Source organism: Komagataeibacter intermedius TF2 (genome assembly GCF_000964425.1).
GTDB lineage: Bacteria > Pseudomonadota > Alphaproteobacteria > Acetobacterales > Acetobacteraceae > Komagataeibacter > Komagataeibacter intermedius.
In genome coordinates, this window is sequence record NZ_BANF01000078.1 from 1 (window position 1) to 20,078 (window position 20,078).

Here is a 20,078-nt window from a genome sequence, read left to right on the forward strand (position 1 = left end):
TGGCACATTGATGCCGCATGGAGGCCGTCCACCCCATCTTGAACCGCCAGATTGACGACCTGAAGGGCATACGCCGGGGGCAGGTCGACCTGCTTGCGCCAGAAGCCCTGTCGCGCGCCTTCCTGCCCGAACTGGTCAGCCGCATGAAGGACAGCCATCCCGGTGTCGTGCTGAACGTGAACATCCGTGACAACAGGCAGATCCACCGGACCCTGCTGTCGGGCGAAGGGGACCTTGCCCTCGTGCTGGACCCTGAGGAGATGCGCGACCTTGTGGTGATCCGCCGCATGTCCTTTCCGCTGGGCTTTGTCTGCCGGCCCGACCATGCGCTGGCGCGGCACGCCGCGGTCCGGCTGGCGCAATGCGCCGACTACCCCATGGTTGTCCCCGAACAGCCGCTGGCGCTGTCATCCGTATTCGAACGCCTGCTGGAAAGGGGGCGCATTATCCCCAGCATCGCGGCCCGGGCGAATAATGTGCAGATGATCATCTCACTCGCCATGACGGGCATCGGCATCTGTTTTTTAAGCTATCTGGACGTGATGTCCGAAGTGATGCGGGGGGATCTGGCCTTCGTGCCACTGGTGGGGGCCAACGTGCCGCATCTGACGCTGGCGCTGGTGCATGACCGCACGCGTCAGCTTTCACGCATTACCCATCTGGTCGAGACCAGTGTTGAAGATATCATGTCCCGGCACGTTGTCTGAACCCAAAGACTGTTCCCGCGCAGCCTGCCAGTGCATGACGCCAGGTTGCACCGCGGGCGCGCCGCCCGCCCCCTCGATCCCGTACCGGGCATCATGCAGTGTCCATGAAAATGGGGATCCCCCGGTGAAACAGAGCAGGGAACGGATGCGAAAGATTTCTTTGGTGGCGGCCGGGGCAATCCTGTGCACGATGCCTGTCATGGCTGATACCATTCCCGCCTGGGCCGCCACACCGTCCGCCACCGTGCAGGCAGACAGCCCGGCCGGTCAGACACGGGCGGCCACGACTGCCGCCCGGTCCTTTCTAGCCACCTTTGATTCCGCCAGCCGGGCAAAAGTGCAGTTTCCATTTGTGATACAGAAAACAGGCACGCTGGCCCGTTTCCGGCGCAGCGCCCCGGACCAGCCTGTCCAGCCGGTTACGGATGCGCAGGCCGCGGCCCCCGCGGCACGCGGACCGGGCATGGGACCACCCGGCGGGTTCATTGGCGAACGCTATGGCACGTCGGTCTGGTCCAATTTTCCGGTCAGCGACGTACCACGCCCGGGCCTGCAACTTGGCCAGATGACCGCCGGCCAGCGTGCTGCCGCGCTGCACCTGCTGCAGACGCTCCTCAGTGCGAAAGGGTACCAGAAGGTCATGGACATCATGGGGGGCGATCAGGCGCTGGCTGACAGTGGCACGCCGTTCGCGTCAGGGCGGGCCGTCTATACCATGGCGGTTTTTGGTGAACCGGAGGATACGAAGCCGTGGATGGTGCAGTTCGGTGGCCATCATCTGGGGCTCAATATCGTTATCGATGGCACGCACGGCGTCATGACCCCTACCCTGACCGGGGCACAGCCTGCGATGTACCAGGCAGACGGCAGGACGGTGCGCGTTCTGGCGGGCGAAAACGACCGTGCCTTCGCCCTGCTTGACAGCCTTGATGCAGACCAGCGCAGACAGGCCATCCTGCCTTACCGGGTCGAGGATCTGGTGCAGGGACCGGGACATGATGGCGAAACCCTCATTCCCGAAGGCATAAAGGGATCCGCCCTGACGGCAACGCAGAAAGACCTGTTGATGGATGTCATCGGGGAATGGGCCGGGATCATAAACGATGCCTATGCCGCCCCGCGCCTGAAGGAAATCAGGACCGACCTGGACAGCACATGGTTTGCATGGAGCGGTCCCACCACCCATGCGCCGGGACATAATGGCGCATCCTATTACCGTATTCAGGGGCCACGGCTGCTGATCGAATTTTCACCGCAGGGCGTAGGCGACGACCCGACCATGCATGTCCATACCGTCTACCGTGATCCTACCGACAGTTATGGCAGCCGGTACACCATGCCATGAAATATGGCAGACCCCTGCTTCCTGCGGCCGCCGCGCTGCTGGTCGCCAATACTCCGGCCCACGCGCACCGGCTGGATGAATACCTGCAGGCCACAGTGATTGATGTCACGCGGCAGCATGTGGCCATTACGGTGGACCTGACACCCGGCGTCGATGTCGCCCCCGGTGTCATTCGCGCAATTGACCGCAATGGGGATGGCGTCCTGTCACCACAGGAACGGCAGGCCTATGCCACGCATGTTGCACAGGGGCTGTCGCTTTCGCTTGATGGCACACCCCTTCCACTGGCATCCGTCGCCACTGCGTTTCCGCCTGTTGCAGCCATGCGGGCGGGAAATGGAACCATCCGGCTACGCGCTGGCGCAACGCTCACCCTGACACCCGGCGCCCATAGGCTGGCTTACACAAATCTGGGCACGGCTCCGGACACTGTGTATCTGGTCAACGCCCTGCTGCCCCGTGATCCGACCATACATGTACAGCGCCAGCAGCGCACGGCCAGTCAGGCATCCTACGAACTGGACTTCACCGTAACGCCGCCACCGACTGATTCAAAATAATACGTTGATAAAGTATATCTGCGGGCACCTGCTTTTTACGGCGGAGACCGCACCCTGCCCCGAAGACGACGGCCACCGGCCGTCCAGAAAAACAGGCCGCGCCGGGGTTCATGGAAACCCTGCATGCGGCCTGCCTGATCATCTGTATGGATAATCAGAATGCAGTGGAGATGGTTCCTGTCATGCTGAATCGTGGTTCAACATAAAACTGCGCCCCTGTCGAACCTGCAATGCTCTGCCCGTTCAGCAGTGTCACGGCATGATAGTTATCTGCCACGCCAGTCGTGCCCGTACGGACCATGGAACCGGTCAGATTCGTAAAGTTCAGCCGGAACGTGGGAGATTTCGCCACCAGGAAGGGCGAGAACCGATAGCCCAGCGAGATGGTATCCGTGACATAGCCCGGGATCCTTTCATCCCCAACCAGTGTTACGGACTGCGGGCCGGTATAATGCACGGTGGCATTGGCAAAGAAATGCCTGTTGTCGTAAGTCAGACCGAAATTGGCCATGACATGCGGCGCCATGATCGCCTCCCTGCCCCTGGTCGGCAGGTAGGAATTACCATACTGGACATTCGAATCCTGACGCGCATTGAGGTATTCAAACGAAACATAGGGGCTGAAATGATGGAACGGATGCGTGGACAGCATGATGTCGAAACCACGCGCCGTCTGGTTGCCCGCATTGACGGTGCTGTACGAATTGTTCGCGTTATAGACACTCAGAAGACGGTTTGTAATCGCGTAGTTGAATAGCGACAGGTCAAAGATGATGTAGCGGTTATTGTAACGGTACCCCAGTTCTTCCTTGATCGTGTACTGATTACGGGGGAGCGACGTGTTTTCCGTCAGGTTACTGGGATCAGGCGCGCGGAAATCCCCCTGCGCATTGACGTAAATCTGGTGATGGCGGTTAAAGGTGTATGACGTTGAAAAACGTGGCAGGGGCACGACGGAATTCGACCCCATGGTCTGGTGCGTCAGGTAATTGTCGAACCAGTAGTTCATCATGGCGAATTTGAAACCGGCGGACACGACCAGTCGGTCCTGAAAGTATTTTGCCGTATCCTGAATGAACAGCGCGTGGATCTGGTCGCCTGTCTGCTGGTTGGATGAATAATCACGCTGACCGTTCTGGAAGTAGGCAGTCGACAGGTCATCGGGATTATTGGAGAAACCGTTCTGGTTCACCGCACTGTTCGGGCCCCACTGTCGGCTTTGCGTATAGCCATACCAGTATCCGAACGTCATCTGGTTATGACGTGAAATATCGTAGGTCAGCTTGATCGTCGCCCCGGTGGTGGGCGTACGCTGGTCATAGTAATTGACCGAAAGCTGCGAGGGCGACACCGCATTGCCATTGGCATAGGTCAGTCCGGACCCGGCTTCACCGCTGACAGATGAACTCCATCCACGCCCGTAGGCAAAATAGGGCACCAGGTCAAAGTGCAGCCGGTTTGTCAGACGCAGGTGCACGGGCAGGGTCATGAACAGTTCATTCCACGGCCCTTCCTGATGATTGCCCCAGAAGTTCGGGCTGTTCGGATCACTGCTGGCGCCCCACGTGCCCGTTCCGTGCTTCTTGGCATAAAACTGCTCGGCCGTAGGATAGTTGTAGATTCCGTACCGTTCCTGATTCCACGACAGGAAGAACTTTATGTAAGAATCCGTCCCGATATCCTTCTGCATGCCAAAGTCGATATGCTTCTTGTCCGATGCGCCCGCACCGATCCAGTTATCGGCATGGGTATGCGAAAACGAAAAGAACGAGCGCAGGCCGGTCCTGCCAATATCACCGCTTTCCAGCCGGATAAACTGCCGGGACATATCATTGGTGCCATATGAAAAATCCGTCAGCCCGCCGAATTTGTGGCTGGGTGTATGCGTCACGACATTCATGACCCCCAGCGCTGCCGACGTAACGGGCTGGTCAATGGCGGATGTTCCTGGCGTGACTTCGATACGGTCCATGTTTTCCGTATCAATGTCTTCCTGAAGGTATTCGGTGCCGGAGGTCACGACCGCGCCATCGACCAGCAGCGCCATATCCCCGTCGTTCAGGCTGCGGCTTTCAATCGAACCGCCCGTCATGCCCGAAGTATCCTGCGTCGATACGTTCAGGCTTGGCAGATTCTTGACCATGTCCAGCGCCGTTCCGGCCGGGCTGCGCATATCCATGAACTGCCGTGTCACGGTCTGGATACTGTGCGGGGCCCTTTCCTGCCGCATCATGCCGCCGCCGCCTGACCGACCGGAACTGACCTGCAGGATTTCCGGGGCCGACGTGGCCTGCACCGCATTCGTACCCTGTGCCGCCTTGCCCGATGGCGCCGCATGGGATGTGGCGGAGGCCGCGTGACGGGTTCTGGTGGTCCCGTTTGCACTACTGGCTGCCTGTGCGTGTGAAACAGTAACGAACCCGGTGGTACCGAGAAGAAATGTTGTTAATAACCAGCGTTTGCCGTGAAGCATCGCACCTGCAACCATATCGGATCCCCCGTAAACGATCACATGCTTTACCCGACAGGCAGCACAGTCAGGGCAAGACAACATGAATGGGAAACGCTTGCCATGATTCGGAATACCGAGTCCATCCTGTTGTTGGCCATCAGAAACAATAAATGTGCCGTTCATTCTGCTGAAAACGGGTAAAAACAGGACTTTTTATTGCATGAAAGGTCCTCTGGTGTGGCCACGACCCAGACCAAAAACAACCGCTTATCATTGCGTTACGTTAACATATGGCAAACGTTGGCATTCGCAGTTTCCCGACCCACAGACGCATTCGTCCATTGCCTCCCGAACCGATATTTCCAGCGCAGGTGTTGCAGATTGATGACAGTCCCGACGCGCCTACCGGAACGGATGCTCCCTCCCCGTCCCCTTCCGACAACCGGGAGGACGCCGGGAGATCAAAAACCACCCCTGATTTGCCGCACACCGACGCAACATCCGCATTCAGGCACTCGACCTGCGCACATCGACACAATATCCTGGGATTGCAGGACATCGGGCGTGGACCCGACCAGCACCAGAAACGACACACCACGTGCGTGGACGGCGGAAAAAAACGAGGAGACACCAGACAGGTGACCAAGCGCGTAACCCTGGCCGACCTGGCGGAACAGACCGGTCTGAATATTTCCACCATCAGCCGCGCCCTCTCCCGGCCAGACCGGGTGAGTAACGAGACACGGCGACTGGTCGAAAAGGTCGCCGCCCAACTGGGTTACGAAACAAATGTTGCCGCCCGGAACCTGAGCCGCGGCACATCGGATACCATCCTCGTCCTCGCCTCCAGCTTCTCGGGACAGGCGATTTCGCCGGTCTTTACCCAGACCCTGCTGGGCGTGTGCGAGGAAGCGAAGGCGCTGGGCCTGAATGTCATGCTGCGGCAGTATCTGGGCCAGTCCATTTCAGCCAGCGACGTGATGCGCTACCTGCAGGCAGGCGTGGCGGACAGCGTATTACTGGTGGCAAGCGAGCAGTGGGAGCCGCCCGTGGGCAGGCCCTCCGACCGGGGCATGCTGCCGGTCGTCAGTATCTTCAAGGACCTGACATCTGCCGGACTGGCCAGCGTCATGACGCAGGAAGTGGATGGGTACGTCGCGATCGTCGACCATCTGGTCGAACGTGGGCACCGCCATTTCGCCTTCGTTTCCGGGCCACAGGGAATCGGGCATGAACATATCCGCTACAATGCCGTCAAAAACCGGCTGTCCATGCTGGGACTGGGGCAGAAACTGATCCGGCTGGAAGGCGGCCCGTTCGACATGCCGTCCGGCGCAAAGGCGGCACAGACCTTCCTTGCCCTGAAAAACCGCCCCACTGCCGTGATCTGCTGCAGCGACGCGCAGGCGCTGGGCTTCCTGCACACGATTCTGGAAAGCGGCCTGCGCGTGCCGGACGATGTCGCCATCGCAGGCTATGACGGCATGGATTACACCGCCTTTACCAGCCCGGCCCTGACCACCGTGATCCAGCCCATGCTGGAAATCGGCCGCGTCGCGGTGCAGGTACTGGCCGACATCCGCAATGGCCGGATCACGAGCCCCCGCCTCGTCGCCCTTGCGCCAACCTTTGTCATACGGCAATCGACCTGAATCGTTTCGGCAAGCGTTTGCATTTCCATTGCATTCCTGTATGTAGGTTCTGAGACCATATCTGCGGCAGTTTCATTTCGTTTAATACATACCTCCGCCGCATGTTGTCTTGATAAGGGAGCACATGCAGGTGAAAATCGGAACAGATCTGATTACTTTCTACAACCCTGCGTTCTGGGGTGTCAGCACGGAACCGGAGGTCGCCACTGTCGCCGCGGCGGATGGCCGCGCATTCTGGACCCGGATACTCGACAGCCTGCACGACGCAGGCATCACGGGCCTTGAACTAACTTTCCCGCCATTTGATCAGGCTGGCGCCGTGGCGGCGTTCGGGTCCGAAGCGGGCCTGGCCCATGAACTGAAAACCCGCAACCTGGAAATCTGGTCGAACTTTTTCCCGGCCCTGGACCGTATTCCCGTTCATGAATACGCCAGCGCCGAACCGCAGATTCTGGCACAGGTCGATGCGGCGGCGCGCTTCCTTGTGGCAATGGGGGGCAAGGTGCTGGTTGCGGGACTGCCCTGCCGTGCCACTTTCCTGTCTGATCCGCCCACATTCGTGGACCTTGCCTTTGCCACCCCCATCGCCAGCCTGCTTAACCGCATGGGGTTCGCAGCCGCCCGCCATGGCATTACGCTGGCAATCCATACGGAAGCCCACACCGTCGCCTGCGCCCCGCGCGATGTGGACCTGTTCATGCTGCTGACCGATCCGCGTTATGTGTCGCTGTGCCCCGACCCTGCGCACATCATCCTTGAAGGGGGCAACCCGACGGATGTGCTGACCCGGCATGTCGCGCGCGTGGTAGCGATGCACTGGAAGGACGCAACCCGCGCCATGCCGGTCGATACCCCGATCGGACAGGACATCCATACCCGGCACCGGGCCTATTTCTGTGAACTGGGCAACGGGCAGGCCAATTTTGCCCAGCTGGCGGCCCTGCTTGCACGCGCGCCGCTGAGGTGCGGCCCCATTATGGAACTTGATTCCTGCCCCCGGCCGGTACCGGCGCTGCAGCGGGGCATCACGTTCATCAACCATCTGGTCGGGGACCGTGCACCATGAAGGGCCCCGGCATCTTTGCCGCCCAGTTCATCGGGCCCGAGGCCCCTTTCAACACCCTGCCCGGTCTGGCGCGGTGGGCGGCCGGGCTTGGATACAGGGCGCTCCAGCTTCCCACGCATCTCGACCATATCCTCGACCTTGAACAGGCAGCGTCCAGTCAGGATTACTGCGACGGGATACGGGGCATGCTGGCGGAACATGGTCTCGTCATCTCGGAACTGTCCACCCATATCCAGGGCCAATGCGTCGCGGTCCATCCGGCCTATGACATGCAGTTCGACCGCTTTGCCCCCCCATCCGTACAGGGTAACCCCACGGCGCGTACGCAGTGGGCCATTTCCCAGCTGGGACTTGCCGCGCGGGCTTCGGCACGGCTGGGGCTGAAGGCGCATGCCACCTTTTCCGGCGCGCTGGCATGGCCGTATCTTTACCCGTGGCCTCCACGTGATGGGGGCCTGATCGACCTTGCCTTTTCCACGCTGGCGGCACGCTGGCGGCCGATCGTGGATGCATTTGATGAAGCCGGTGTCGACCTGTGCTTTGAACTGCACCCCGGCGAGGACCTGCATGACGGCACCAGCTTCGAACGCTTTGCTTCCCTGCTGGACAACGCCCCGCGTTGCGCGATCCTGTACGATCCCAGCCATATGCTGCTTCAGCAGATGGATTACCTTGCCTTCATTGACCTTTACCATGACAGGATTGGCGCATTTCATGTAAAGGACGCCGAGTTCCACCCAACCGGCAGGCAGGGCGTGTATGGCGGCTTTGCCGACTGGCGCGACAGGGCGGGACGGTTCCGTTCCCCCGGTGACGGACAGATCGACTTCGGCGGCATTTTTTCCCGCCTGACACAATATGGATATGACGGCTGGGCAGTCCTGGAATGGGAATGCTGTCTCAAGACCGCGGCACAGGGCGCGCGTGAAGGCGCGCCCTTCATACAGCGCCACATGATCGAAATGACCACGCAGTCCTTTGACGACTTTGCCGCAAGCCCGCTGTCGGATGACGAACGGCGGCGCTGCCTTGGCCTGTAGGTTTCAGGAGAACGACATGAACATATGGCCCGTCGGCATGATCGGCGGTGCGCCCGGCTCCTTCATGGGGGACGTGCACCGTCGCGCGCTGGCCCTGACCGGACGCTTCTCTCTGGTCGCGGGGTGCCTGTCGCGGCATGCAGGCACGGCACAGAAGGCAGGGCAGGCGCTGGGGCTGGATCCGGCGCGCACGTATACCGACTGGACACAGATGGCGCGCGCCGAAGCCGCCCGACCGGACGGCATCGCCCTTGCCATCATCGTGACCCCCAACGACATGCACCTGCCTGTCGCCACGGCCTTTCTGGACGCAGGCATCCCGGTACTGTGCGAAAAGCCGCTTGCGCTGACACTGGACCAGGCCCGGCATTTTACCGAACGTTTCATCACGAAAGGCCACGATATGGTCGTGGCCTATACCTATAGCGGTTACGCCATGGTGCGTGAGGCACGTCGGCTGGTACAGGATGGCCTGCTTGGCACGATCAGGAATATTCAGGTTGAATACCTGCAGGACTGGCTGGGTGATGCCGATAGCGACGGCGGCTGGCGGCTTGACCCGCGGACCGGGGGGGCGGGCGGCTGTCTGGGCGATATCGGGACACATGCCTTCCATCTGGCGGAGTTCGTATCCGGCCTGCGGTGCGAGGTGCTCTCGGCCCGGGTATCGCGCCTTGTTCCCCGTCACGCCGTGCCGGATGATGCACAGATACAGCTCCGCTTTTCCGACAATGCGGTTGGCAGCCTGTGGGTCAGTCAGGTCGCAACCGGGTGTGGCAATGCGCTGCGGCTGCGCCTGTTTGGGGAAAAAGCCGGACTGGAATGGAATCAGGAACAGCCGGACACCCTGATCGTATCCACGGCGGATGGCCGCACGATCCATGTCGCGCGTGGCGGGAGCGCGGTCGGGACCGCTGCCCTCCTGCCGCGCGGCCATCCCGAAGGCTATCTGGAAGCCTTCGCCCGGCTGTATGCCGATACGGCGTGCCTGCTGGACGGTCATGATGCCCCGCTGCTGCCCCGTCTGGCGGATGGGGTGCGGGGGCAGGAGTTTATCGAAGCCGCACTGACGTCGGGCGCACAATACGGCGCATGGATTTCCGTGCGGGCATAGCCCCACGACCACGACTTATTTTTTTTGTACCATCAGGAACGGAATATGACCGGAACAGGATATGATGTCATTGTCGTGGGATCTGGCGCCGCCGGCGGTTTTGCGGCAAAGGAACTGACGGAACAGGGGCTGTCCGTGCTGGTGATCGAAGCCGGGCGCACACTTTCGGACAGCGACATCAAACCGCCCGCGAACAAAAGCAGCGGCGACAACGTACAGCTTTTTCCCCGTATCAGGGCCACGCTGTCGGGCCAGCACATCCAGTCCCGCGTGGCGTTCTTCAGCGAGACGCTGAAGCATCTTTTCGTCAACGACCGGCAGCATGGCTACACCACACCGAAGGATGCCCCTTTCCTGTGGATACGGGGGCGACAGGCGGGTGGTCGGCTGCATGCGTTCGGGCGGGTGCTGTTCCGATGGTCCGATTACGACTTCAAGGGCGCGGACAGGGGGGACGGGGGCGTGGACTGGCCCCTGTCCTATGCCGATCTTGCGCCGTGGTATGACCGGGTGGAAACGTTCCTTGGCATCCATGGTACCCGCGACGGCATAGAAACCGCGCCTGATGGCGTCATGGCCCAGCCCACCCCGCTGACACCGGAAGAACGCAGCTTCCGCAACGCGGTGGAGGCACGCTGGCCGAACCGGCATGTGGTGCCCTGGCGGTTCAATCCGCATAACGGCGGCCCGATGCCCAGTTCCCTCAAGGCGGCGATGGCAACAGGCAGGCTGACGATACGCCCGGATGCCGTGGCGCGTGAGGTCTTGACCGACCCCGCATCGGGACGCGCAACCGGCGTATGCTATGTTGAGCGCCAGACGGGAAAAGTGTGCGTCTCCCACGCAAAAGCGGTGGTTGTCTGTGCCTCGCCCATAGAAAGTGTCCGCCTGCTGCTGAACTCCCGCAGTCGTCTGCATCCCGACGGTCTGGGCAACAGTTCGGGCACGCTGGGTCATTACTTCATGGACCAGTGCCCGAGCCTTATGTTTGGCCGCTGGCCCGCCAGCAGCCGGGAAGGCGAGGATGCGCCCCTGCCCGTCCATACACTGTTTGGCACCACGGGCGGCCTGTACATTCCCCGTTACGAAAACGCCTGCGGGGCACATGATCCCGCCTTCACGCGTGGTTATACGTTCCAGGGGGCCATAGGCCGCCATGCATCGCCGCGGGGGGCTGACGTGCCGGTTACGATCATGGGTTTCGGGGAAATGCTGCCGTACCGCACCAACGCCATTACCCTGGACCCGCGCCGACGTGACAGGTGGGGTGTGCCCCTGCCCCATATCCGCTGCGTGCCCCATGCCAATGAACGCGCCATGCTGCGCAAGCAGATCCGCGATTGCGCGGACATGATCGAGACGCGCGGCGGTCATGTTGACTTCTGGGCTTCTCCCCTTGGCCTGGGCGAAGGTGACGCGGGACTTTATCCTGACAAGCCTTTTCCCATACGCTGGTTCATACGCAAGATGTTTCCAAAAAGCATGACCATGGGGGCCGCCATTCATGAAAGTGGCGGGGCGCGGATGGGGAATGATCCCGCGACATCCGTGCTCAATCCCTTCTGCCAGTCATGGGACGTGCCCAACCTGTTTATCACGGATGCGTCCAGCTTTCCCACCGGTGGCGCGCTGGGCACGACACTGACCGTCATGGCGATCAGCATGCGGGCCTGCCACCATCTGGCCGAAGAACTTCGGGCCGGTCGCCTGTAACCGTTCATTCCTCAGCCGGGAGACCAGTCATGTCATCCATAACCAGTGAAGTCTCCCTGCGTGAAAAGGTCGCTTATGGATGTGGCGACCTGTCTTCCAACCTGATGTGGGGCATGACGTCATCGTACCTCATGTTCTACTACACGGACATATATGGGCTGTCCGTTGTCGCCGTTGGGTGGATCCTGCTGGTGGCGCGGGTGTTTGACGCCTTCTGTGATCCCGCCATCGGGTATGTCATCGATCGCCAGGGCGGACAGATTGTCCCGCGCCTGATCCGGTCGCTGGCACTGCCGTTCGGAGTGGCCGGGTGCGTGTGCTTCGTCTCCCTGCCACTGTCCCCGAATGGGAAAATACTGTGGGCGCTGCTGACATATATCGCGCTGGGCGCCATCTATTCCTGCATCAATACGCCCTATGGCGCGCTGGGCACGATGATCACCCGACAGGCGCATGACCGGGTTGGCCTGAACGCCTTCAGGATGATGGGCTGTCAGGGAGGACAGTTCATTGTATCGCTGTTCACGATCCCGGCCATCACGTGGCTTGGTGGTGGAAGCAGCATGGTGCAGCGCCAGCATGGCATGGCGCTGTATGCGTTGTGCCTTGCGACTGCCGCGACCATTCTGTGGCGATATGTCGGGCGGGTCTGCATTACACGTTATCCACCCCCACCTGCCCGCCATTCCCCTGTGGTCCTGCTGCGCACGCTGGCGCAGAACCGGTGCTGGTGGCTGTGCAATGGTCTGGTGTTCCTGCAGTTTGCCGGGCTGGCCGCGCTTTATGGTTTTGCCCTGTACTATGCCCGCATCATTCTGGGGGGAACGGACGAAATGGGCGGCGTCCTGCTGACCACCGCCACCATAATGGGATTTGCCGGCGCCATCATATGTCCCCATATCGTGCATCGTCTGGGCGTGATCGGAAGCGCCGCCGTGTGCGGGGGCGTTCAGGTCATGGCATATCTGCTGCTGGTGCTGGCAGGGGGCTGTGTCCCGTTTTCCTTTGCGGCTTTCGCCATACTGACACTGGCGCAGGGCATCACATCCCCGCTGTATTATGTGCTTCTGGCACATGGCATAGACGTCGGCAGGATGGCGTCGCCCGTCAATACGGCGGGCATGGCCTATTCAATCAATACGCTGGTCACAAAACTGTCCATGGGGGTAACGGGGTTCGTGCTCGCCACCTTCCTTGCGCATGGTCATTATGCGGGTGATGTCCATACCTTCTCCCCTGCCCTGAAGCACTGGATCATGGCAGGCTTTGTCTGGCTTCCACTTGGTGCGGCGGCGCTGCAGCTTGTCCTTCTGGCCATGTGGCCACGTGGTGTCGCATCACCGGTCACCGAACTGAATCCATGACGGCCGGCGCCAGCCATCCCGATCATAGAAAACAGGAACCCGGAAGACACGACAGACCGGCCGGATGACCATTGCCTGAACACGGCATACGGAGCGGGGTGGCATCCGCCCCTCCCTTCAGGCGCCTGTGGTATCCAGGCAGCCGACAACGGTTCTGGCGTCCTCAAGCAGCCGTTCAAGGTCCAGTCCGGGAATGGCGCCATCCACGACAACCGGCCTGCCACCAACCAGGACATGGCGGACACTGGCGGCCCCCGACACGACCGGCGCGATCAGCGGATCATGCAGCCCCGCATGCCGTGGGGAATCAAGGCGGTGGACGACCAGATCGGCAATCCTGCCGACTTCCACGCTGCCCAGTTCCGGATACCCCAGTATCGACGCGCCTGATGACGTGGACCAGCGTATGACATCTTCCGCCGTTACGGCGTCAGCGCCCTGCACGGCACGATGGATCATCCACGCGCAGTGCATTTCGGCACCCATGTCACAGGCTTCGTTCGATGCGGCCCCATCCACGGCCAGGGACACCCGCCCCCCACATGCGTCCAGCGCGGGTGCTGGCGCAATCCCGGACCCCAGGCGACAGTTGCTCTGCGGACAGTGGGCCATGCCCGTGCCGGTTTGCGCCATGAGCGAAATCTCGCTCTTATCCATATGGACCAGATGGGCGAACCATACGTCAGGTCCGACCCAGTCATGTTCAGCGACAAACTGCAGTGGCCGCATGCCATAGGTTTCAAGGCAGAATTTCACATAGTTTGTCGTTTCGGACAGGTGGGAATGCAGGAAAATACCCATGCCGCGCGCGGCCGCGGCCATTTCACGCAGTTCGGTGGGCGTGGCGCCCCATGTTGGCGTATTGGGGGCCAGTACGATCCGTGTCGTGGATGTGGGGCCGGGATCATGGTAGCGCCGCACCAGGTCATCAACACGCCTGAGCATGACATCCAGCGGCTCGATTGGCGCGGGAATGATGTCATCCGTGTCGAACTTCCTTGCCCGCGTCGTCCCGCCACGCGCAAGGACGTAGCGCAGCCCCAGATTCCGCGCCGTATCAAACAGGACATCCGCCGGGCTGTAAGGGTATAATTCGGAAAAGAGATAATGATGGTCGGCGACGGTCGTGCATCCCGACAACAGCAGTTCCACCATGCCAACCCGGGCTGCGACACCCAGTGCCCGTTCGTCCATCCTGTTCCAGTAGGTATTGGGCACCAGCCGCAGCCAGGGTTCGAGTGGTTTGTTGATTGCCGTGGGGACCGCTTTCAGCATTGTCTGGAACAGGTGATGATGCGTGCTGACCAGCCCGGGGGTAATGACGCCGCCCCGTGCATCCAGCAGGGTCTCATCCGGTAAGGGCGACAGGTTCCCCATTTCCGCAATCCGGCCATTGCGTATCCGTATGCTGCCTGTGCTGCGCGCGGCATCCCCCCGCAGTCCTGTCAGAATACCGGTCGCGTTGTGAATCAGCATGTTCATGAGGGCATAATCCGAAGCGTATCGACATATGATGTCGTGAAAGCCGACTGCCAGTCGGCGGTTTCCGCCAGCAGTTTGTGTGCCACCATGAAGTCGCGCGTCGCCTTCCAGCGTTCGGTCGTCATGGTGCCAATACCCCGCGTAGCCGTATCGGGGGAGAGAAGCGCACCGGCCTTCTTCAGCGTTGCAATGCCAAAGGCGAGATGGTCCGGTGTCATGCGGGTGTTGGCCTTGAGGATAAGGTCATTGCCCGGTGCGGGATCGTCCATGTAATCGCGCCATCCCATGAGCGAGGCCCTGATGAACCCCCGGACAGTATCCTCCTGCCCGGCACTTTTCTGCCGTGTCGTGACGATGGGCGCGCCGTAGGGCGGGTATCCAAGACCGGCAAACGGAAAAAACCTTACGGGCACGTTATTGCGCTGCGCATCCCATACTTCGGACGAGGCATAGGCCTGCACGGCTGCGGCCGGATTCGCGAAAAAGGGCTGCAGGTTAAACGTGTACCGGGCGGCCTGCGCGTCATCAAAACCATATTTTTCCTTAAGCCATGGCCAGAACGTCACATGGGAACTGCTGGCGATCAGGATGGGGTGTCCGCGCAACTGGTCCAGTGACGTAATGTCATCATGCGTCATGAGTCCCTGCTGGTCATGCTGGAACGTGCTGGCAACCGCAACCAGCGGAATGCCGGAAGCGACCGCCGACAGGATCTGGAAATCATACCCGGTAATGAAATCGGCCTGACCGGCCAGCAGAAGCTGGGGTACGTTCATCTGGGGGCTGGCGGCCTCGATCCGTACATCCAGTCCTTCGGCAGCGTAATATCCTTTTGCCAGGGCTTCATAAAAGCCGCCGAATTCGGCCTGGGCATACCAGGAGGTGACAAGCCTTATGGGGGTAGCCGCCCGTGCGCGGCGGATTGATGGCATGGACAGCCCGGTTACGCCGCCGGCAAGGGCCTGCAGGACAGTCCTGCGGCGGATGCTCCGATGTATCATGGGCACGTTTCCCTGTTATCGCGAAACGGCAGTGTAAGACCGTGGACGGATACTTCTGAAGCATCTATTTTCGCGTCAAGCGCTGCCTTTTTGCGTGCGGAGTTTCTGTTTGGCGGCACGCGCACCGCACGCATACATCTGCCCAGCCAGCAGCGTGTTGCGTCATAATCCGGCCCTGGCAGGCGGGTGGAGGTTTCTGGATGCTGCATGCACGACTGCTTCACTACCTCGACGCGATCGCCCGGTACGGGTCCATGCGCAAGGCAGGGGAAAAACTGCATACGGCGTCTTCAGCCATCAACAGGCAGGTGCTGGCGCTTGAAGCCCGGCTGGGGACGCCAGTCTTTCACCGCCTGCCCCGTAAACTGGTCCTGACGCCTGCGGGCGAGGTGCTGTTGCAGCATGTGCGGCGCACGCTGCGGGACATGGAACAGACGCAAAAGCTTATTGACGATATCAAGGGGCTGCGGCGTGGCGACATCATGATCGGAATCATGAATGGTCCCGCCACCACCATCCTGCCCATTGTCATTTCGGACCTGCGGGAAAGCTGCAGTGGTATCCGCCTGCATATCCGGATCATACCCCAGAATGAAATTGTCCGGGATGTCGTGTCCGGCGAGGTCGATGTCGGGATCGGGTTCGACTTTTCACCAGATCCGAATGTCAATGTCTTCCATACATGGACGTGCCAGCTTGGGGTTGTGGTCAGCCCGGGACATGCACTGGCGCAAAGGAAATCGGTCAGTTTCATGGACTGCCTGGCATTTCCCATGATCATTGGCGATTCCGCCATGTCCATCCGGCCCCATCTGGATATACTGGCGGCGCGGACTGGCGTGGAACTCGATCCGGTCATCGAAACCAATTCGGTCGAAACGATGCGCAGGATTGTCGCAACCGGCCATGCAATGACGTTCCTGACATCACTCGATGTAATTGCGGAAACCAGGACGGGCGATCTGGTCTATGTTCCGCTGAAGGAAGTCGACATACAGTCCCAATCCCTGTCCATTATTACACCACACGACAGCCGGAACGCACTCAGCGCCATACTGCTTGAACGTTTCCGCACCGTCATAGATGACGTCCTGCATATACGGTAATGCTTCCTCCGATGCCGTGTCGTCATCTTGCTGGCAAGACGCACGGATAACGACAGTCGGTGCACGGGCTGGACCCGTAAAACGGCTGCCTGAAAAGCCAGGCCGGAAACATCAGGCAGTCATAAGGAAGTTTCTGGTGCCAGCTTTTTTCAGACAAGCCCAGGGGTGTCTGCGGATATCCGATACGTGCCAACATATGGTCGGTTGTCAGACATCCCGCCACAAGGACCGTCTGCCCGGTTCAACTCATGTACCAGCCACCATTCAGGTTGATCGTCTGTCCCGTGACATAACCATTGCGTATCGTGGCGACTGTCAGGTCCGCAACTTCATCTGCCGTACCAAATCTGCCAATCGGGATCATGTCAGGGCGGATGGCTGGATTATGGGCGATCATGTCGCTTTCAATCAATGCGGGCGCAATCGCATTGACCGTAATACCGTCATGCGCCAGAAGTTTTGCATAGGAATGCGTCAGCCCCAGCATTCCAGCCTTGGAGGCGGCATAATGGGGGCCAATCACGCCCCCGGTCTGCGCGGCAATGGATGACATGTTGATGATCCGCCCCCACCGGGCCTGACGCATGGGGGAAAGGACGGCCTGTGTCATCAGGAATGCTGACGTAAGATTGGTACGCAGCAGATCGTTCCAGTCCTGCAGGCCAGTCCGGTCCAGCGGCACCTTGCGGGAAATCCCGGCATTATTGATCAGGATCGCAACAGGGCCGAGGGCATCGGTCGTCCTGCGCACGAGGTCGGACACATCATTTTCATTCCCCACATCCGCACGAATGGCTATTGCGCGCGCAGCTGTGGTCTCGATCTGCCTGCAGACATCACGGGCGGCCGCTTCGTTCGTGTGATAGTTGACGGCTACATGCACACCAGCCCGTGCAAGGGCCAGCGCAACAGCCCGACCGATCCCACGTGAAGCGCCCGTTACGATCGCAACCCGGTTTGCAAGGGTATTGTCGGGCGGCGTCCGTATATCCGACATCATGCTGGTCTCCTGCGCCTGTGTTACATGTGGACCACTATACCCGCTATCCCGATCATGTCTAAACCGGGATGAATACTGTTCCCTGCGGGCAAAAATGGCGGGGTCTGCACGCCGTATCCCGGTTGCCCACGGACACAGGTCGCAATACCCGGCCACACTACCCGTGATCGGACGGCGGTCGTGCAAAAGCCCGACGGATGGCCGGATACAGGGCACGATAGCAGGCCAGACGGGTACGATACCCCTCCACCAGCGCGGGATCGGGATGGATGGTTGCCTCGCGCTGCGGTGGCAGGCAGACCGTGTCTACACTCTCCCCGGTCACGGCAATCCGTGCCAGGCGGGCGGCCCCGAACGCGCCATCCACCGCGCCATGCGCCAGGCGGTTCAGCGACAGGCCCGTAATGGTGGACAGGATGGACACCCACAGGAGGCTGCGCGAGCCACCACCGATGACATCAGCCTGCGTGATGTCGGAACCTGCCTGCGCCATTACGTCCACAACATCACGGAACGAAAATGCCACCCCTTCCAGCACCGCCTGCGTCATGTCTGCCCGCGTGGTATCATGCGACAGGCCAGCAAATGCCCCGCGTATGTCAGGATCGTCATGCGGCGTACGGTCGCCGGACAGGTAGGGCAGGAACATCACGGGCGATGGCCGGTCCACACGCGGCGGCAATTCCGCCAGCAGATCGGCCACCGGCAGGCCCGCCATCCGCGCCCACCACGCCAGCGAGGACGCAGCAGAAAGCGTCACCCCCATCTGGTGCCATGTGCGTGGCACGGTATGGCAGAAAGCATGCACGCCACCATCCGGATGCGGCCGGAAGCGGTCCGTGGTGACCCAGACCACGCCCGATGTGCCAAGTGACAGGAAGGATGAACCGGGACGGACCGCCCCCAGACCGACCGCGCCCGCCGCATTGTCGCCCGCGCTGCCTGCAATGACCGGGCGCGCCGTCATACCCCAGCGCCCCACCAGATCCTGATGCAGCATGCCCGCCCGCTGCGTGCCGTCCACCAGCGCGGGCATGGCCGCAGGCGAAAGCCCGGTTGCGGCAAGAGCGTCGGGACACCATCTGCGTTGTCCCACATCCAGCCATAACGAGCCGGAGGCATCGGACATATCCTCGATCATCTCGCCACACAGCCGATAGCGCAGCCATGCCTTGGGCAGCAGCACGTGGCGGGTTGCGCGAAAGATGTCCGGCTCGTGCCGTGCAACCCATATCAGTTTGGGGGCGGTGAAGCCGGGCATGGCAATGGTGCCGCAGACCTGTCGGCTACGGGGAAACCTGCGTTCGAATTCCACGCATTCCCGTGCCGCGCGCTCGTCATTCCATAATATGCATGGCCTGAGCACCGCACCATGCGCATCCAGCAACACCGCGCCATGCTGCTGTCCGGACAGGCCAATGCCGGTCACGGCGGCCATTTCCCCCCGATGGTCCGCCGCCAGCGCATCCATCGCCTGTATCAGCGCAGCCCACCAGTCCTGCGGCGCCTGTTCGCTCCATCCCGGATGGGGCGTACTGATGCGCAATGGCCGGGTGGATGTCGCCACCACCTGCTGCGCGTCATCCACCAGCACGGCCTTGAGGGCTGACGTGCCCAGATCAATCCCGACAAACATGATGCTTTCCCCGCCACCACGCGCGACAGGCGCGCGGTTATCCGGCCATAAGGTGTTTCAGGCCGTCCTGCCCCGCCACGATGACTTCTGATGTGCGGCCAATGAACAGGCCGCTTTCGATCACGCCCACAATGGCGCGGATTTTGCGTGCCAGCGCCACGGAATCCGCGATTTCCCCAAAATTGCAGTCCAGGATCAGATTGCCCCCATCGGTGCAGAAGGGCGTGCCGTGCTGGTCCAGCCGCAGGGTGGGACGTGCGCCCAGATCCCGCAGCCGGGTGGCTGTCAGTTCCCAGCCGAATGTCGTGACCTCCACCGGAACGGGCATGTGGTGGCCCAGCCGCCGCACCAGCTTGCTTTCATCCACCACCACCACGAAGCGGCGTGAGGCCGCGGCCACGATCTTTTCACGGAACAGCGCTCCGCCCCGCCCCTTGATCAGGTTGAGCGTGCCCATTTCCACCTCGTCCGCTCCGTCAATATCAAGGTCGATCTGCGGATGGCTGGCGAATGTCACCAGCTTTATGCCATGCGAGCGCGCCTGTTCAGCCGAGCGTTCGGATGTGGGAATGGCGGAAAAACGCAGCCCCTCCGCCCAGCGGCGGCCCAGTTCGTCAATCATGTAAGCCGATGTGGTGCCAGACCCCAGGCCCACCACCATCCCGTCCCTGACCATGGATGCGGCTTCTATCGCGGCAAGACGTTTCTGTTCTTCCCGCGGGTCACTGATCTGGAGTGTCATGTCCGGACTCCTGCTGTCCATCTGGCTGGCTGTCTCCACGGCGGTCATTGTCCCGCCGCCGCCCTGTCCATAAGCCAGATGAGTTCGCCTTCTGTCGT

The 20,078-nt window shown here is 61.0% G+C and carries 16 protein-coding genes; 10 read left to right on the forward strand and 6 right to left on the reverse strand.

The window, feature by feature from the left end; translation table 11 throughout:
- Positions 1-38: 38 nt before the first annotated feature.
- The 3 genes from B7449_RS11915 to B7449_RS11925 all read left to right on the forward strand — a co-directional run bounded on the left by B7449_RS11915 (position 39) and on the right by B7449_RS11925 (position 2,612).
- The gene (locus B7449_RS11915; protein ID WP_235721210.1) at positions 39-707 is read left to right on the forward strand and encodes a LysR family transcriptional regulator substrate-binding protein; all 669 of its coding nucleotides are present in this window, start codon (positions 39-41) and stop codon (positions 705-707) included.
- A 145-nt stretch (positions 708-852) separates the two neighbouring features.
- On the forward strand, positions 853-2,052 hold the full coding sequence (locus B7449_RS11920) for a DUF3500 domain-containing protein (RefSeq protein WP_039735712.1): 1,200 nt from the start codon (positions 853-855) through the stop codon (positions 2,050-2,052).
- Positions 2,049-2,612, forward strand: a complete 564-nt coding sequence (locus B7449_RS11925; RefSeq protein ID WP_048883645.1) for a hypothetical protein — start codon at positions 2,049-2,051, stop codon at positions 2,610-2,612. The genes B7449_RS11920 and B7449_RS11925 overlap by 4 nt, the downstream gene beginning before the upstream one ends.
- Before the next feature lie 154 nt (positions 2,613-2,766).
- Here the strand turns inward: B7449_RS11925 and B7449_RS11930 are convergent, their stop codons facing one another.
- Positions 2,767-5,085 carry a TonB-dependent receptor gene (locus B7449_RS11930; protein WP_244465759.1) on the reverse strand — a complete coding sequence of 773 codons (2,319 nt, stop codon included), beginning with the start codon at positions 5,083-5,085 and terminating at the stop codon, positions 2,767-2,769.
- 617 nt (positions 5,086-5,702) lie between these two features.
- On the opposite strand from B7449_RS11930, the gene B7449_RS11935 reads away from it, so the two are divergent.
- From B7449_RS11935 to B7449_RS11960, 6 genes are all read left to right on the forward strand, one after another.
- Positions 5,703-6,716 carry a LacI family DNA-binding transcriptional regulator gene (locus B7449_RS11935; RefSeq protein WP_039735713.1) on the forward strand — a complete coding sequence of 338 codons (1,014 nt, stop codon included), beginning with the start codon at positions 5,703-5,705 and terminating at the stop codon, positions 6,714-6,716.
- Positions 6,717-6,840: 124 nt separating this feature from the next.
- Complete coding sequence (locus tag B7449_RS11940; protein WP_039735714.1) at positions 6,841-7,782, forward strand: sugar phosphate isomerase/epimerase family protein; 942 nt, start codon at positions 6,841-6,843, stop codon at positions 7,780-7,782.
- Positions 7,779-8,822, forward strand: coding sequence for a sugar phosphate isomerase/epimerase family protein (locus B7449_RS11945; RefSeq protein ID WP_039735716.1), 1,044 nt, complete (start codon positions 7,779-7,781; stop codon positions 8,820-8,822). The genes B7449_RS11940 and B7449_RS11945 overlap by 4 nt, the downstream gene beginning before the upstream one ends.
- A gap of 16 nt (positions 8,823-8,838) precedes the next feature.
- Complete coding sequence (locus tag B7449_RS11950; RefSeq protein WP_039735717.1) at positions 8,839-9,936, forward strand: Gfo/Idh/MocA family protein; 1,098 nt, start codon at positions 8,839-8,841, stop codon at positions 9,934-9,936.
- Positions 9,937-9,981: 45 nt separating this feature from the next.
- Positions 9,982-11,649 (forward strand): GMC oxidoreductase, encoded by a 1,668-nt coding sequence (locus B7449_RS11955; RefSeq protein WP_039735719.1) that lies wholly within the window; start codon positions 9,982-9,984, stop codon positions 11,647-11,649.
- Positions 11,650-11,678: 29 nt separating this feature from the next.
- Positions 11,679-13,013, forward strand: coding sequence for an MFS transporter (locus tag B7449_RS11960; RefSeq protein ID WP_039735720.1), 1,335 nt, complete (start codon positions 11,679-11,681; stop codon positions 13,011-13,013).
- A 117-nt stretch (positions 13,014-13,130) separates the two neighbouring features.
- Here B7449_RS11960 and B7449_RS11965 read toward each other — a convergent pair whose 3' ends face one another.
- Entirely contained in the window at positions 13,131-14,495 is a 1,365-nt protein-coding gene (locus tag B7449_RS11965) for an amidohydrolase family protein (RefSeq protein ID WP_039735721.1), read from the reverse strand.
- On the reverse strand, positions 14,492-15,496 hold the full coding sequence (locus tag B7449_RS11970) for an ABC transporter substrate-binding protein (RefSeq protein ID WP_039735723.1): 1,005 nt from the start codon (positions 15,494-15,496) through the stop codon (positions 14,492-14,494). Before B7449_RS11970 ends, B7449_RS11965 begins: the two co-directional genes overlap by 4 nt.
- 200 nt (positions 15,497-15,696) lie before the next feature.
- Here B7449_RS11970 and B7449_RS11975 point away from each other — a divergent pair, with 200 nt between their 5' ends.
- Entirely contained in the window at positions 15,697-16,602 is a 906-nt protein-coding gene (locus B7449_RS11975) for a LysR family transcriptional regulator (RefSeq protein ID WP_039735724.1), read from the forward strand.
- A gap of 241 nt (positions 16,603-16,843) precedes the next feature.
- Here the strand turns inward: B7449_RS11975 and B7449_RS11980 are convergent, their stop codons facing one another.
- The 3 genes from B7449_RS11980 to rpiA form a co-directional block, all read right to left on the reverse strand.
- Entirely contained in the window at positions 16,844-17,602 is a 759-nt protein-coding gene (locus tag B7449_RS11980; protein ID WP_082084842.1) for an SDR family NAD(P)-dependent oxidoreductase, read from the reverse strand.
- A gap of 157 nt (positions 17,603-17,759) precedes the next feature.
- Positions 17,760-19,238, reverse strand: coding sequence for a xylulokinase (gene xylB / locus B7449_RS11985; RefSeq protein WP_039735726.1), 1,479 nt, complete (start codon positions 19,236-19,238; stop codon positions 17,760-17,762).
- A gap of 37 nt (positions 19,239-19,275) precedes the next feature.
- Complete coding sequence (gene rpiA / locus B7449_RS11990) at positions 19,276-19,980, reverse strand: ribose-5-phosphate isomerase RpiA (RefSeq protein WP_039735732.1); 705 nt, start codon at positions 19,978-19,980, stop codon at positions 19,276-19,278.
- Positions 19,981-20,078 lie beyond the last annotated feature (98 nt).

Coding starts and splice junctions, on each gene's coding strand:
- B7449_RS11970 (WP_039735723.1), bottom strand. CDS start 15,496: ATGATACATCGGAGCATCCGCCGCAGGACTGTCCTGCAGGCCCTTGCC.
- xylB (WP_039735726.1), bottom strand. CDS start 19,238: ATGTTTGTCGGGATTGATCTGGGCACGTCAGCCCTCAAGGCCGTGCTG.
- rpiA (WP_039735732.1), bottom strand. CDS start 19,980: ATGACACTCCAGATCAGTGACCCGCGGGAAGAACAGAAACGTCTTGCC.
- B7449_RS11940 (WP_039735714.1), top strand. CDS start 6,841: ATGCAGGTGAAAATCGGAACAGATCTGATTACTTTCTACAACCCTGCG.
- B7449_RS11945 (WP_039735716.1), top strand. CDS start 7,779: ATGAAGGGCCCCGGCATCTTTGCCGCCCAGTTCATCGGGCCCGAGGCC.
- B7449_RS11955 (WP_039735719.1), top strand. CDS start 9,982: ATGACCGGAACAGGATATGATGTCATTGTCGTGGGATCTGGCGCCGCC.
- B7449_RS11975 (WP_039735724.1), top strand. CDS start 15,697: ATGCTGCATGCACGACTGCTTCACTACCTCGACGCGATCGCCCGGTAC.
- B7449_RS11920 (WP_039735712.1), top strand. CDS start 853: ATGCGAAAGATTTCTTTGGTGGCGGCCGGGGCAATCCTGTGCACGATG.
- B7449_RS11960 (WP_039735720.1), top strand. CDS start 11,679: ATGTCATCCATAACCAGTGAAGTCTCCCTGCGTGAAAAGGTCGCTTAT.
- B7449_RS11930 (WP_244465759.1), bottom strand. CDS start 5,085: ATGCTTCACGGCAAACGCTGGTTATTAACAACATTTCTTCTCGGTACC.
- B7449_RS11980 (WP_082084842.1), bottom strand. CDS start 17,602: ATGATGTCGGATATACGGACGCCGCCCGACAATACCCTTGCAAACCGG.
- B7449_RS11925 (WP_048883645.1), top strand. CDS start 2,049: ATGAAATATGGCAGACCCCTGCTTCCTGCGGCCGCCGCGCTGCTGGTC.
- B7449_RS11965 (WP_039735721.1), bottom strand. CDS start 14,495: ATGAACATGCTGATTCACAACGCGACCGGTATTCTGACAGGACTGCGG.
- B7449_RS11950 (WP_039735717.1), top strand. CDS start 8,839: ATGAACATATGGCCCGTCGGCATGATCGGCGGTGCGCCCGGCTCCTTC.